This is a genomic window from Chitinophaga fulva, assembly GCF_012927205.1.
In the GTDB taxonomy this organism is placed as follows: domain Bacteria; phylum Bacteroidota; class Bacteroidia; order Chitinophagales; family Chitinophagaceae; genus Chitinophaga; species Chitinophaga fulva.
This window is the reverse complement of the sequence record NZ_JABBGC010000002.1, coordinates 239,925-254,297: the sequence shown is the minus strand read 5'-3', so window position 1 is coordinate 254,297 and position 14,373 is coordinate 239,925. Positions and strand designations below refer to the sequence as shown.

General features: G+C 49.7%; 10 protein-coding genes and 1 other RNA gene. 2 read left to right on the top strand and 9 right to left on the bottom strand.

The window, feature by feature from the left end:
- Positions 1-17 precede the first annotated feature (17 nt).
- Entirely contained in the window at positions 18-1,547 is a 1,530-nt protein-coding gene (amaB, locus tag HHL17_RS17740; protein WP_169226166.1) for an L-piperidine-6-carboxylate dehydrogenase, read from the top strand.
- 661 nt (positions 1,548-2,208) lie between these two features.
- Here amaB and HHL17_RS17735 read toward each other — a convergent pair.
- Positions 2,209-2,739, bottom strand: coding sequence for a hypothetical protein (locus tag HHL17_RS17735; RefSeq protein ID WP_169226165.1), 531 nt, complete (start codon positions 2,737-2,739; stop codon positions 2,209-2,211).
- Between the two features lie 414 nt (positions 2,740-3,153).
- On the opposite strand from HHL17_RS17735, the gene HHL17_RS17730 reads away from it, so the two are divergent.
- Positions 3,154-4,755 carry a S8 family serine peptidase gene (locus HHL17_RS17730; protein WP_206156074.1) on the top strand — a complete coding sequence of 534 codons (1,602 nt, stop codon included), beginning with the start codon at positions 3,154-3,156 and terminating at the stop codon, positions 4,753-4,755.
- A 78-nt stretch (positions 4,756-4,833) separates the two neighbouring features.
- Here HHL17_RS17730 and HHL17_RS17725 read toward each other — a convergent pair whose 3' ends face one another.
- The 8 genes from HHL17_RS17725 to lpxK form a co-directional block, all read right to left on the bottom strand.
- A complete protein-coding gene (locus tag HHL17_RS17725; protein WP_169226163.1) occupies positions 4,834-5,247 on the bottom strand; it encodes a DUF4870 domain-containing protein in 414 nt (137 codons plus the stop codon).
- A 74-nt stretch (positions 5,248-5,321) separates the two neighbouring features.
- Positions 5,322-5,689, bottom strand: an RNA gene (rnpB, locus tag HHL17_RS17720) — RNase P RNA component class A.
- A gap of 120 nt (positions 5,690-5,809) precedes the next feature.
- Positions 5,810-6,865 (bottom strand): Smr/MutS family protein, encoded by a 1,056-nt coding sequence (locus tag HHL17_RS17715; protein WP_169226162.1) that lies wholly within the window; start codon positions 6,863-6,865, stop codon positions 5,810-5,812.
- Positions 6,866-7,012: 147 nt separating this feature from the next.
- Positions 7,013-7,480 carry a DoxX family protein gene (locus HHL17_RS17710; RefSeq protein ID WP_169226161.1) on the bottom strand — a complete coding sequence of 156 codons (468 nt, stop codon included), beginning with the start codon at positions 7,478-7,480 and terminating at the stop codon, positions 7,013-7,015.
- Between the two features lie 50 nt (positions 7,481-7,530).
- A complete protein-coding gene (locus tag HHL17_RS17705; RefSeq protein ID WP_169226160.1) occupies positions 7,531-9,162 on the bottom strand; it encodes an amino acid permease in 1,632 nt (543 codons plus the stop codon).
- Positions 9,163-9,333: 171 nt separating this feature from the next.
- On the bottom strand, positions 9,334-10,305 hold the full coding sequence (locus HHL17_RS17700; RefSeq protein WP_169226159.1) for a polyprenyl synthetase family protein: 972 nt from the start codon (positions 10,303-10,305) through the stop codon (positions 9,334-9,336).
- Positions 10,306-10,330: 25 nt separating this feature from the next.
- Positions 10,331-13,273: a ribonuclease R gene (gene rnr / locus HHL17_RS17695; RefSeq protein WP_206156073.1), complete on the bottom strand. Its 2,943-nt coding sequence runs from the start codon at positions 13,271-13,273 to the stop codon at positions 10,331-10,333.
- 14 nt (positions 13,274-13,287) lie between these two features.
- Positions 13,288-14,367 carry a tetraacyldisaccharide 4'-kinase gene (gene lpxK, locus HHL17_RS17690; protein WP_317166575.1) on the bottom strand — a complete coding sequence of 360 codons (1,080 nt, stop codon included), beginning with the start codon at positions 14,365-14,367 and terminating at the stop codon, positions 13,288-13,290.
- Positions 14,368-14,373: the final 6 nt, after the last annotated feature.

Genomic DNA, 14,373 nt, shown 5'->3' with positions numbered 1-14,373 from the left:
TTACTAATACACCCACCATGGCAGATGATATTTTAAAAGCTTTTGGCATCAGCGCGCAACAGAGCGGCGTCAGCACGGGCAAACACTGGCTGGAAGCCGGCGGAGAAGATATTGTGTCCGTATCACCGGTAGACAACAAGACCATTGCCACTGTAAAAAGTGCTGACCGCAGCAACTATGACGCGGTAATTGCCGTAGCACAGGAAGCATTCAAAGAGTGGCGCCAGTGGCCCGCTCCGAGAAGAGGAGAAATTGTGCGCCAGATCGGCGAAGCGCTGCGTGCACATAAAGAACAACTGGGCCGCCTCGTTTCCTACGAAATGGGTAAAAGCCTGCAGGAAGGTTATGGAGAAGTACAGGAAATGATCGATATCTGCGACTTTGCCGTAGGTCTCTCCCGCCAGCTCTATGGCCTGAGCATGCATTCCGAACGCCCCGGCCACCGCATGTATGAGCAATGGCATCCGCTGGGTATTACCGCTATTATTTCCGCCTTTAACTTCCCGGTGGCGGTGTGGAGCTGGAACTCCATGCTGGCATGGGTTTGCGGAAACGTGTGTATTTGGAAGCCTTCCGAAAAAACACCCGTGACCGCGCTGGCGTGTCAACGTATAGTCGAAACCGTATTCGCTGCCAACAATGTACCGGAGGGCGTTTGCTGCCTCGTGACCGGCGGCCGCGAAACGGGCGAATGGATGTCCAACGACCATCGTATTCCGCTGGTATCTGCTACCGGCTCCACCCGCATGGGCAAAAGCGTAGGCGCCGCCGTAGGGGCACGCCTGGGCCGCTCCCTGCTGGAACTGGGCGGTAACAACGCCATCATCGTGTCTAAAGACGCAGACCTGGACATGACCCTCATCGGCGCAGTATTTGGCGCGGTAGGTACTGCCGGTCAGCGCTGCACCTCCACCCGCCGCCTTATCATCCATGAAAGCGTGTACGATGCCTTTACTGCTAAACTGGTAAAAGCATACGCACAGATCCGTATCGGCAATCCGCTGGATGAAAAGAACCACGTAGGGCCGTTGATCGATAAAGATGCTGTCAACGCCTACCTGAACACTATCTCCCAGGTGAAAGAACAAGGCGGCACCTTCCTCGTGGAAGGCGGCGTCCTCGAAGGCGCAGGATATGAATCCGGCTGCTACGTGAAACCCTGTATCGCTGCCGTAGAAAATACCTACGCCATCGTACAGCACGAGACCTTCGCGCCGATCCTCTACGTGATGAAATACCAAACCCTCACCGAAGCCATCGCCATGCAGAACGACGTGCCACAAGGCCTCTCCTCTGCGATCATGACGCTGAACCTCCGCGAAGCAGAACAGTTCCTGTCTGCCGCCGGTTCTGACTGCGGTATCGCCAATGTCAACATCGGTACTTCCGGTGCGGAAATAGGCGGCGCCTTCGGCGGTGAAAAAGAAACAGGTGGTGGCAGAGAAAGCGGCTCCGACGCATGGAAAGCATACATGCGCCGCCAGACCAATACCATCAACTACTCAGACAAGCTGCCGCTGGCACAGGGCATCAAATTCGACCTGTAATCAGCCACAACAAATAACGAAAGGGGGTATCCGAAAGGATACCCCCTTTTTTATGCCCGGCATTCTCCGTCCATCGTATCGCATCCCATCCCAGGGCTGAAGCCCTGGGCTACGTTGTGTTTCAATTTCTTTCGGATGATGGATTCAATCGTTTTATGCGGATCCCCAAAGCCTCGGGCTATATGGGTACTTGCCATAAATAACAGGCCTCAACAGGAAAAGGAACTGAAACACAACGTAGCCCAGGGCTTCAGCCCTGGGAATTAGCGATGGAATTGGATTGGATGCGATTGGATCGGATGGGGTCGGATCAGAACAAAAATAAAGGGCAGACCGCGATGGTCTGCCCTTCTATGATAAATTTTGATAGCAAATTTGTGGTTAAACTTTGGGCTTTTTCCAGCTCCGAGGCTGTGCCCCGGAGCTTTTAATATTCATGTCAGGATGTGCTCCTCCCTGATCAGATTTAAAAGCGGTTGATAAAATTCTGCCTGCAACGCAGGTCCTTCCTCTACATACATCGACTTACACGATCTCCGGATTCAAGTTTTAAAAATAGTAGCGAGGTTAGAGAACCCCGCTTTTCGTTAAACGGAAACCATGCTTATGAGAAAAATATCCGATAGCGGGAAGCCATCAAATATTCTTCCGACTATAAATATTAGACTTTTTTTTGAATATTCATATTCAACTTTTGTGCTACGGCGGTATTATTTCCAAGCACACGAACGATCAAAAACTGACCTGATCCTTTATCGTAAAGGCTTCTGACTGTTTTAGCCCTTACACCAAGGCTTCTAGCCATGGCAGGAATATTTTCCGGATTTCCACAAATCACGATTGTCTTGCCCCTGTTTTGCTTTACAATACAGTCCAATACACAGTCCCGGGTCTCCTGATCTTTCGTTACCCAGTAATAAACAGGGTGCAATTGCCGCAGTTCCGATAGCGGCGTTACTGTTTGTACAGCCTTGTTCACGTAAATGGTATAAATGGCGGCCACGTCAATATGCCGACAGGCATCTGTAAACAAACGGGTCTGGTCCCTCCCTTCATCACTCAGACCGGCGGATGGTGAGGACTCTTCTTCGGCTGCGTTCACGAAAATAACAGTGGTCACTTTTTCAGGGCCGGTGGCAAAAGCGGCATTACCGGCGGCCAGCAGGGTGGCTAGAATAGCAGTTTTCAGCATGACGATAATTTTTAATGATGAGGTAAATACAAAACAGTATAAGGGAGTATTCCCACGAAATGGGCGCCTGTTGGGAAGAGAACGTTATAGAGGAAAAGAAAGGAACCGGCGTAAAGGTAGGTTTTCCACGCGAAACTATAGCAGTAATGTGATGGGTGGATAACCGGGCTGTTTAACACCAGCAACCTGATAAGAAAGCCATTTGTACAATTTTCTCCAATTAACCAACAAATAGCACGCTTATCATTAAAATTAGCCTGTTCTAAGGCTTTTTCTATACCTTTATTCGCATCATGATATTTTAATTATTAATCATAGAACATGAAATTGTTTAGTCGAGAGGTTGCAGTCTTGGCATGTGTTGCATTGACGGCTGCTTTTACAACGAAATCCAGTGCCCAGAGTAAAACCCAGGTGCCTAAAAACTGGCAGTTGCTGAACTACGAGACCGACAGTGTTTACGGCACCAATACTGAAAAAGCCTACAAAGAGATACTGAAAGGGAAAAAAAGCACCCCGGTAATCGTAGCAGTCATTGATTCCGGTATTGATACCCTCCATGAAGACCTGAAAGGCATCCTATGGACCAACCCGGGCGAAATACCCGGCAACGGCAAAGATGATGATGGAAATGGCTACATAGACGATATTCACGGCTGGAACTTCCTCGGCGCTAAAGACGGCAGCAGCCTGAAAGAAGACTCCGACGAAGCTACCCGCGAGTATTACCGCTACAAAAACAAGTACGGTGACCCGGACTCCACACTGGATAAAAACTCCAAAGAATACGCCACTTGGCAGGCTTTAAAACAGAAAATAGAAAAGCCCAGCTCCCAGACCAAGCTCCAGTATAAATCGATGGCCAAACTTCAGGAAAACGTCAGCAAATGCGAAAACATCCTGAAGACATACCTCAATAAAGAAGATTTTACCGTTGGCCAGCTCGACAGCATCCAGACGACCAATCAGGATGTGCTCCTGGCACGTAATTTCATGACCCGGCTGCTGAAAAGCACCGGCGACGAGCCCGCTTCCTTCAGTGAATTCAAAATGGAATTCGATGCCTATATGGGCGACCTGAAAAGAAAAGCAGAAGCCACAGAAGTACCGCCCAATCAAAACCGCGAAAAGATCGTGGGCGACAAATACGACGATATTGCCGACACCAAATACGGCAACAACGATGTAATGGGGAAATTTGGTTTCCACGGGACCCATGTTAGCGGTATCATCGGCGCCCTCCGCAACAACGGCGTAGGTATTGACGGTGTGGCCGACAATGTTCGCATCATGGCAGTAAAAGCAGTGCCAGACGGTGATGAGAGAGATAAAGACGTAGCCCTCGCTATCCGTTATGCGGTAGACAACGGCGCACAGATCATCAATATGAGCTTTGGTAAACCATACTCTCCTCACAAGGATTGGGTGGATGAAGCGGTTAAATACGCGCAAAAGAAAGGTGTGCTGCTGGTACATGCAGCCGGCAACGATGGCGCCAACAACGATTCTGTGCCCAACTACCCTAACCCTGATTTTGCAGACGGCAGCCCCCGCGCTGATAACTTCATCACGGTAGGCGCCAGCAGCAACGGAGTGGGCCCTGATAAGGTAGCAGGCTTCTCTAACTATGGCAAAAAGACCGTAGACCTCTTCGCTCCCGGCGTACAGATCTACTCTACCATTCCTGGCGGCAACAAATACGGCAGCGCCAGCGGCACCAGCATGGCTGCACCGGTAGTAGCCGGCGTGGCAGCCCTTGTGCTCTCTTACTACCCGGAACTGAGTGCCCGCCAGCTGAAATATATCCTCGAAAAGAGCGCTACACCGCTCCCCGACGGTACCAAAGAAGTCAATAAACCTGGTACACAGGACGAAAGGATCAACTTCGCAGACCTCTCTATTAGCGGTGGTGTGGTAAACACTTACGAAGCCTTAAAACTGGCAGCTACCATCAAAGGTGAGAACGTGAAGAAGAAACAACACAAAGCGAAAATGAAACCGGTAAAGAAAAACTAACCGGTCCCACGATACTTCCAACAAAAAAGGCGCGGACATCCGCGCCTTTTTTGTTGGAATATATTTCTGTCTAAAAAATCATTTCACCAGTCTCAGCGAAAACGGATACTTATAGGAAGTTCCTTCATTGGCTTTCACCGCGGCAATAATGCTGAAGATCAGGTTCACCACCCATAACAGGCCATGCAGCCCGCCCCAGCTCCAGCTCCAGCCATTGGAGAAAAAGAAACCGCCGGTCATCCAGCTGCCTAATGACCACAGGCCATTGAAAACACCAGCCAGTATGGAGATCAGTACGCTGACCAGGCTGATGGTGATTTGAAAATTGATGGCTTCTTTGCCCAGATCGTCCACAAAACGGGACTCGTTGCGTTTGATCAGCCATAATACCAGCACGAGAATGACATTACCGGCAGGCCGGAAAATCGCTGAGCCCACGATACCACCAAGGTGAATAAATGTGCCCCAGTTACGTTCGTCTCTTAAGGTCATAAAAAACAGAATTAATAAGGGTGAGAAGATAGGAGGTTTTATTGTAATATCAAAGCAGGGGAAAAGAAAAAGAAAAAAACTACAAACCTGTAAGCCGGATTCTGTCCCCTGGCAAGCCAGGGTTGCTATCATTTATCTGCGGTGACGCTCGCGCGCCCCCTGTATCTGCCTACCCTCGGACATCGGACGAGCAGCCCTCAAGCGTCCGTATACATGGCATTTCAGCACACAAGGTTTACCCGTACAAACAGTTACCTGTCTACACCGTGGGCTCTTACCCCACATTTTCACCCTTACCCCGCCGAAACAGGGCGGTAATTTTCTGTGGCACTCTCTGTCTCCGGCAAGCCGGAGCCCACCCGTTAGGTGGTGTGTTGCTCTACGCTGTCCGGACTTTCCTTCCCTTCAGACAAGCCAAAGGAACGATAGCACGGTTTGTAGTTGGAGCGCAAAGGTACCGCATTTGGGCATTCAGGTGTAAAATATTTTAAACTTAAAACTCTTTAGCACCAAAATATTTAGGTGCTAAAGAGTTTTGAGTATACAGATTTTAACGTTTCAGTTATTTAAACGTGATTTCAGTGGCGCCATAACCATACTTAGCATGGTACTGGTTCACAAAATTCGCCACCTCCGGCGTCTGACGGAGGATCTGATGGATCTCGTCTTTCAGCTTGCCTTTACCCACGCCATGGATCACAATCAGGTTGTGCTGATGGTGGCTGATCGCCAAATCCAGGTAACGCTGAAAAGCATTGAGCTGCACCGCCAGTATGGCGATATTGCTCATCCCCTTCCAGTTTTTTTCGAGGGCTTCAATATGCAGGTCCACCTCATGCTTAGGCTCCAGCGTAGTTTCCGGCTGCAGCTGTATTTTGCTCAGCAGGCTGGCGAAGTTGCCCGAACCGATAGTGGTGGCCGGTTTGGCCTTCTTTGCACTGGGCTGTTCTGCCGGCGCCGGTGGCTCTGGTTCTTTATCCGGGAATTTATCAAACAGCGTGTACGTCAGTGTGGCTTCTGCTTTATTACGCAGCTCTTCCAACTGGGTAAACATCTGTTTGGGCTTGATTTTCCAGGTCTTTTTCACAGAAGTGGCCAGCTTGGGCTGCGGCTCCTTCAGGAAAAAGGTGAACTCAAACCGCGGATTATCATTCAGGGATTCAAATATCAGGTCTGACAGATAAAAATGATTATACGGCTGTATTTCATTCTTTATCTCAAGGTCCATCTGATTATTGAGCCATATCTGAAAGTAAAAGCGCATGGCATGCGGCGTATCATTAAACAGGTGAAACTTCATCAGTTTCACGGTTTCATCATACCCGTCAAATTGATATACCGGCAGCACAGACAGGAACATGCCCTTGTCTGTTTTAAATACTTCGTATTTTTTCCTGTCTACCTTGATCTCATCCCCGGGAATCTGCCGGGGCTTTTCTTTTACCAGCTTTTGCTGGGTAAAACGATGGAAATAGGGGAAGTCTATCTGATCAAGGTATACCGGGAAAGTAGTGCCTTTCACTTCTATCATCACCATATTGTCATTGACAATGTCTACTACTGTGCCTTCTTCTTTTGAGCTTAACAGCAATATCTTGTCTCCAGTTTGATATTTCATATTTGCATTCTTCTGGGCACAAAAATAGAATTTTGACGGGGAAAAAGTGAGGAAGAGACAGGAAGATTTGATTTTGGGAGGAGCCGTACCTCTCCTGCGCCATTAAAATGGTGGTACTCACAGGTACGCCTATATTAAACATCAGGCTTAGAAATCGATGTAGGTATGCTTACGCTTCCTTTCAGGATGCCTCCGCATAAACTCGTCCACCGAGATGCGGCCGCTGCCTGTTATGGTAAAAACGATCAGCAGCACCAGCACCAGCGCAGACAAGCCCAGCACCGGATACACCTGGAACAGCCCTGTCCGTGAGTGCACGAACAACAGGGCCCCGAGCAGTATCGGGATGTTCAGCGCGGCAGCAAACCTGGTTTCCAGGCCCATGGCTATGAACAGTCCGCCTACGATATGCACAAAAACGATGTAGTGTGCAATAAAGAAGGCGAAAGTAACCAGCGCCGGGCTTTGATTGATCATCGTGTCCAGTGCGTCCCTGTTCATGATAAACAGTACACCAGCCCACATCAGGAAAAGTCCCAGCGCCATACGTACAACGCTCAACCATACCGGGTGATGTGTATCACCCCATCGTGCAACTCTTTGTAGCGTGTTCATAAAACAAAATTTTAAAGAACTTGCTATTAAGTTACGAAAAATAAGCCGGATTAGGCTTGACGGAGCTTACTGTGGCGGTAGCTGTAAAGGAAATAAATGCTCAGACCAATGACCAGCCAGATGCTGAATACGATCCAGTTTTTCAGCGCGATCTCTGTCATCAGGTAAAAGCAGCTGAGCAGCCCCAATACCGGGATGAGCGACAGTTTACGTATAGCGGAGAACCAGGTGATCAGCACGGTCACGATCACAAAGAAAAAGAAGGGAATATTGTGTTTCCATACCTCCCAGCCTCCTTCGAAAGATAGCCTCCGGGCGATTTCTCCACGGAAAAGCACGATCAGCCCCAATACCAGCACAGGTACAATGATCTGCCCGCTGATATAAGGCAACCGGAACCGTTTTTCTTCGGTTTTCTCCTGCGGAGGCAACATCAACACACCGCCGCACACGAGGATGAACGCGAACAACGTTCCGATACTGGTGAGGTCTGTTACGATGGTCAGGTTCAGGAAGAGCGCCGGCACACCTACAAGGATACCGGTGATAATGGTAGCAAAGGAAGGTGTTTTAAACCGGGGATGGATTTTAGCGAATTTTTTCGGCAGCAGGCCGTCACGGCTCATGCTCATCCAGATACGAGGCTGGCCGATCTGGAATACGAGCAGTACGCTGGTAGTGGCTACCACGGCACTTACAGAGATGATATAGCTGATACCCGGCAGGTTCACTTCATTGAACACAAACGCCAGCGGGTCGTCTACTTTCAGTTTGTAATAAGGTACCATGCCGGTAAGCACGAATGAAATCAGCACATACAGTACGGTACAGATGATGAGGGAATAAATCATGCCCTTGGGCAGGTCGCGCTGCGGGTTGGCACACTCTTCTGCTGTAGTGCTCACCGCATCGAAACCGATATAGGCAAAAAACACGGCAGATACACCTTTTAAAACACCGGAGAAACCGTTGGGCATAAATGGATTCCAGTTGCCCGGGTTCACGTAAAAGAAACCCAATGCGATCACAAACAGGATCACCAGTATCTTCAGTCCCACCATGAAATTGGCGCTGCGTTTACTTTCCCGGATACCCACATAAGCCAGGTAAGTGATCAGTATCACGATCAGAAACGCCGGCAGGTTCACAATAAAAGGAATCCCGAAAATATGCGGTGCGGCTTCTATGGTAGCTTGTGAAGCACTGTCGTAGTTGCTCGAAAGCCAGTCCGGCAATGCAATTCCCAGTCCGCGTAACAGGTTGTTGCAATAGCCGCTCCAGGAAATGGCCACGGCGATATTACCGATGGCATACTCCAGGATCAGCGCCCAGCCAATTACCCAGGCCGCCAGTTCACCGAAAGTCACATATGAGTAGGTATACGCGCTCCCGGATACCGGTACGCGGGAAGCAAATTCTGCATAACAAAGGGCGGAAAATCCGCAGGTGACAGCAGTAATGATAAACAGCAGGGACACGCCCGGACCGCCATGAAAAGAAGCTTCACCAATAGTAGAGAAAATACCGGCGCCAATTACCGCTGCAATCCCCATCGCTGTAAGGTCTTTCACCTTCAGCACTTTATGCATGCCTACTCCTGTTTCATGGCCGTCACTCATTCCTTCATTGGCATCTTTAATAATAGTGGTCAGGGACTTCTTTCTAAACAGCGAGTTAGACATTGGCGACGGAATTACGTTTTAGTGTAGTCTTTTAATAAAAAAATCTTGCCCAGGACCGGCGGCCGGGAAAATGAATATATGATTATTATATTAAAAAATAATCATTTAAACATTTTTTATCCCTCCGGTCCTGAGAAAGACGCGAATATAATGCGATTTTGAATATAAAAATTACTGCTGGCGGTTTAACAGGAAGTCGGCCAGTTCCATCAGCGGTTTTTTACGGGCAGACAGTACGGCGATATCTTCGAGGTGAGCAAAGGCCTGCTGTTGAAAACGTTCTTTTTCCTTCTCTGCCCATACATCTACTTTGCAGCTGCGGAAAAGGTCCAGTACCCTGGCCACCTTATCATCCGGATTGGTTTCCATCAGTTTTTTCAGCTCTGCTTTTTGAGCAACGTTACACAGCTCCAGTGCCTTCAACAACAGGAATGTCTTTTTATTGACGAGGATGTCCCCACCCTGCTGTTTGCCGAATTTGTCGGGGTCGCCGAAAGCATCGAGGAAGTCGTCCTGTATCTGGAAAGCGATACCGATGTTTTTACCGAAAGCGTACATGCGCTCCTGATTACCTTCGCTGCCTCCGCCGATGATAGCGCCCAGCTGCAGGCTGGCTGCCAGCAGCACAGAGGTTTTCAGGCCGATCATCCGCACATAGTCATCATACTGTACCTGTTCAGGCTCCATCTGTTCAAAGTCCATATCGATCTGCTGGCCCTCACATACTTCCTTCGCCGCTTTGTTGAATACGGTGATGATTTTCTGTTTGTACCTGGACTGTACCTTGTTGAGCATGTCATACACATTGATCAGCATCACGTCGCCGGCCAGGATGGCGGCGGGTTCGCCATAGACCATATGTACGGTCTGATGTCCGCGGCGGATGGGCGCTTTGTCCATGATATCATCATGAATCAGCGTAAAGTTATGGAACAGTTCCACCGCGTTGCCTACCTGAAAGGCATCCTGATGCAGGTCGTCAAACAGTTCGTTGCCCATCAGGCACAGTACCGGGCGGATGCGTTTTCCGCCGATCTGCAGGATATGGGACGCTGCATTGTATAAACGTGTAGGTTCTTCCGGAAAATGCCATTGATCAAACTGCTGGCTGAACTGCGCTATTAACTCTTTAAATGAATGCATTTCAAATAGACGGTGATTTTATTATTTATTTCTTTGTTTTCTTTTTAGCGGCAGCAGCTTTTTTCGGCGTCGCCTTTTTAGCAGTTGCTTTGACAGCGGCCTTTTTAGCAGGTGCCTTGGCAGCAGTTGTTTTCTTAGCAGGAGCCTTGGCTACTGCGGCTTTTTTGGCCGGTGCTTTAACGGCTGCTTTTTTTGCAGGTGCGGCGGTCGCTTTTTTGGTAGCAGCTTTTTTAGCCGGTACGGCAGCCTTTTTAGCAGCAGCTTTCGTAGTAGCAGCCTTAGTGGTGGCAGCTTTTTTTGCAACCGGCGCTTTGGCCACAGGTGCCTTTTTAACAGCGGCTTTGGCCGTAGTTGTTTTTGTGGCCGGAGCGGTTTTCACTGCGGCTTTTTGAGCGGCTTTCTTGCCGGATGCTTTTGGAGCAGCGGCTTTGGCCACTTTTTTCTTTTCAGCCGGAGCAGCTTTGGCAACAGGCTTTTTGGTGGCCTCCTTCGCGGAAGCTTTTGTGGCAACAGCTTTGGCAGCAGTCGTTTTCTTTTCCGTTTTTTTAACAGCCACTGGTGCGGGTTGTTTTTCCGTCACCTGCTGTACAGGCGCCACCACTGCTTTTTTACCGGTATTTGTTTTTATTTTTTCGGGAGATGCAGGAGCGGTTTCCGGTACTACGTTCACTGATACCGGCGCTGGTGCAGCATCCGCCTGGCCGTCTTTTTCGGCTGTTTGTTTTTTTGCGGTTTTCTTTTTCTTCGCAGGCGCTGCTTCAGTTCCCGGCAAAGTTGCAGGTGCTGATGACGGCACGGTCATATCTACCACGTGCGTTTCGACGATCACCTGGTCAACAACCGGTTCCGGTGGTATTTCCAGGGAAACGGCAGGTGCAACAGGTGCTTGCGGCGCGAAGGGTCGTTTTTCCCTTGGCTGCCATGGCTGCTGGCCATGTTTTTGTTTTTTCTTTTTGTGGTCACGGCGGCCTTCGCGGCGTTCGTCACGCTGGCCCGGCCTGAATTCACGACCGGCGGTAGCCAGTTCGCTGTCCAGCTCATAATCCAGCTGCCGTTTGGCGAGATTGGCGGCCACCACACGGATGCTCACTTTCTCTCCTATGCGGAAACGGCGGCCACTGGCCTGCCCTACCAGCGCATATTCTGCTTCGTTAAATGCAAACTCCTCCTTGCGGTTGAGGTTATGGATACTAACGAGTCCTTCACATTTGGTGTCTACCGTTTCTACCCAGAAGCCAAAATGCGCTACGCCACTGATCACGCCTTCAAAAGTGTGACCGATATACTGCTGCATGTATTCTACCTGCTTGTATTTATTGGCGGCCCTTTCAGCTTCCATGGCCTTACGTTCCATTTCGGAATCATGCTTGCACTTGGTCTCCATCTGTTTGTCCGGATGGATTTCACCGGCCAGGCATTCGGCCACTACACGATGTACAAGCACATCGGGGTAACGACGTATGGGAGAAGTAAAGTGACAGTAGTCATCAAAGCCGAGGCCATAGTGACCTACGTTATTGACCGTATAAATGGCTTTGGCCATGGTACGGATACCCAGTGTTTCCAGTACATGCTGTTCAGGTTTGCCCTGTACCAGCTGCAACATCCTGTTAAACGAACGGGCAATGTTTTCAGGTGAACTAACATCGAACTTATAACCGAATTTACTTGCGAAAGCGGCGAACACCTTGAGTTTGTCAGGGTCCGGCGTATCGTGCACCCGGTAAGGGAAAGGCACTGATTGTTTGTTGACTTTGATTTTAGACACATAGGTGGCCACGGTCCTGTTGGCCAGCAACATAAACTCTTCGATCAACTGATGCGCTTCTTTGCTTTCTTTCACGACAATGCCGATTGGCTTGCCTTTTTCATCCAGTTTGAAGCGGACCTCCTGTGAGGAAAAGTTGATGGCGCCATGCGCAAAACGTTCCTGGCGGAGCGTTTGGGCTATTTTATTGAGCAGCAGGATTTCCTTGTTGTAAGGCCCTTCTTTGGTCTCAATCACTTCCTGTGCGTCTTCATAAGTGAAACGATGGTCAGAGTGGATGAGGGTCCGTCCGATCCAGTGGTGTTTCACCTCTCCTTTCTCGTTCATCTGGAAGATAGCAGAGAAAGTGAGTTTATCTTCATGCGGGCGCAGAGAGCACAGTTCATTGGAAATTTTCTCCGGGAGCATGGGCAGTACGCGGTCCGGCAGATACACGGAGGTAGCGCGCCTGTCGGCTTCTTTGTCCAGTTCCGTGCCTGGTACTACATAGTGGCTCACATCGGCGATATGCACCCCGATCTCAAACAGCCCGTTTTTCAGCGGCCGGATGGAGATGGCGTCGTCAAAGTCTTTGGCGTCGATGGGGTCTATCGTGAAAGTGAGGATATTTCTGCAATCCTTGCGTTTCCGTACTTCCGTGTCCGTTATTTCCTCTTTGATTTCGGCCAGTTCAGTCATTACTTCCGTGGGGAAGTTGAGCGGGAAACCGGCTTCGATGAGGATTTCCTTCATGGCGAGGTCGTTGGTGTCGCTGGCGTCGAGGACTTCGATGACTTCTCCCACAGGTTTGCGGGTTTTCTCGCCCCAGGCTACCACTTTCACCACGGCTTTATCGCCGGACTTCCCATTATTGAGGGAGTTGGCGGGGATATAGATGTCCGGCATGAACAGGCCCTTTTCCGTGATCAGGAAGCCGAAGCTTTTGCTCACCTGCAGGGTGCCGGTAAATTCAGTTTTATTACGTTTAAGGATATCAGTTATGATGCCTTCCTGGCGTCCATCGCCACTGGCATGTTTGATCACGTCTACCAGGACCTCATCTTTATCAAGGGCGGTATGCAGGTTTTTCTGCTTAACCATGATGTCTCTGGCCAGGCCCGGCACAATCACGAAGGCCATTCCTGACCTTGTCAATTCCACGACACCTTTGAAGGTTTTCTTCTGGCCGGGGTGTTTCTTATCTTTCTTTTTCTTACTCATGTTTGGTTGTAGTATTATTGACCGAAGGCGGGCAATTGCCGGGCCACGTAGTCAAAAATAAAGTTATTAAATGATTCCGCTTCCCCGAAGAGGAACGAAATTTCCACTGGCATAACAGCAATTTGCAGGTTTTGTTCTGCCAGATCTTTTTGCAGGAGATGCAGCCTTACTGCATCTTTTTCTGTGGTGATGACCATCTTTTGTGTTCCAGGCAGGTCATCTCTTTCCTTTTTAATTTTTGCAATATCTTTTTCTGAATAGTAATAGTGATCGGGAAATGCCAGCAGGTACACCTTCTGATACTGTTGTTGCAGTTTTTCCAGGAGAGGTTCCGGCCGGGCGATGCCGCAGGCGAGCAACACCGAAGCCGATGCAGGAACATTCACGGGCTGCCGGGTTGTCATATCAAATAATGCGCCGTACTGCAAGGTAGTAAAAAACAGCCGCTGACCGGGTAACGGATTAATTTCTTTTTCCAGCGCCGCCTTTTCAGCCAGGCTCATATCCGGCGGGCATTTAGACACGATAATACAATTCGCGCGTTGATAACCGCTTCTTCCCTCACGCAAACGGCCAAAGGGAACCACATGGTCGCGGGTGAACAGCCGACTGTATTCGGTAATCATGATGTTCATGCCGGGCTTCACAGACCGGTGCTGGAAAGCATCGTCCAGCAGGACCACCTGCGTGTCCGGCTCATCGCTCAGCAACTGCGGGATAGCCAGCATCCTTTCTTCGCCCACACACACTTTGATATCCGGGTATTTAGCATGGAACTGCATCGGTTCATCACCGATATCAGCAGCGGAGCTATGTTCATCGGCCAGCAGATAGCCGCTGGTGCGGCGGTTATAGCCGCGGCTGAGGGTGGCCGTTCTGAACTGGTCTTTGAGCAGGCGGATCAGGTACTCCACGTGCGGCGTCTTGCCCGTACCACCTACCGACAGGTTGCCACAGGCAATCACCGGCAGGTCGAATTCCACGGCAGTCAGCAGGCCTTTATCGTAGAAACGGTTACGGACCCACATCACAAGGCCGTAAAGCAGGGAGAAGGGATATAACAGTATTTTCAGGTAGCTCAGTAGTTTCAGCACTGCTAA

Bases quoted from the DNA above. Each gene is read 5' to 3' on its own strand.
- amaB (WP_169226166.1), top strand. From the start codon at position 18: ATGGCAGATGATATTTTAAAAGCTTTTGGCATCAGCGCGCAACAGAGC.
- HHL17_RS17735 (WP_169226165.1), bottom strand. From the start codon at position 2,739: ATGCTGAAAACTGCTATTCTAGCCACCCTGCTGGCCGCCGGTAATGCC.
- HHL17_RS17725 (WP_169226163.1), bottom strand. From the start codon at position 5,247: ATGACCTTAAGAGACGAACGTAACTGGGGCACATTTATTCACCTTGGT.
- HHL17_RS17715 (WP_169226162.1), bottom strand. From the start codon at position 6,865: ATGAAATATCAAACTGGAGACAAGATATTGCTGTTAAGCTCAAAAGAA.
- HHL17_RS17710 (WP_169226161.1), bottom strand. From the start codon at position 7,480: ATGAACACGCTACAAAGAGTTGCACGATGGGGTGATACACATCACCCG.
- HHL17_RS17705 (WP_169226160.1), bottom strand. From the start codon at position 9,162: ATGTCTAACTCGCTGTTTAGAAAGAAGTCCCTGACCACTATTATTAAA.
- HHL17_RS17700 (WP_169226159.1), bottom strand. From the start codon at position 10,305: ATGCATTCATTTAAAGAGTTAATAGCGCAGTTCAGCCAGCAGTTTGAT.
- rnr (WP_206156073.1), bottom strand. From the start codon at position 13,273: ATGAGTAAGAAAAAGAAAGATAAGAAACACCCCGGCCAGAAGAAAACC.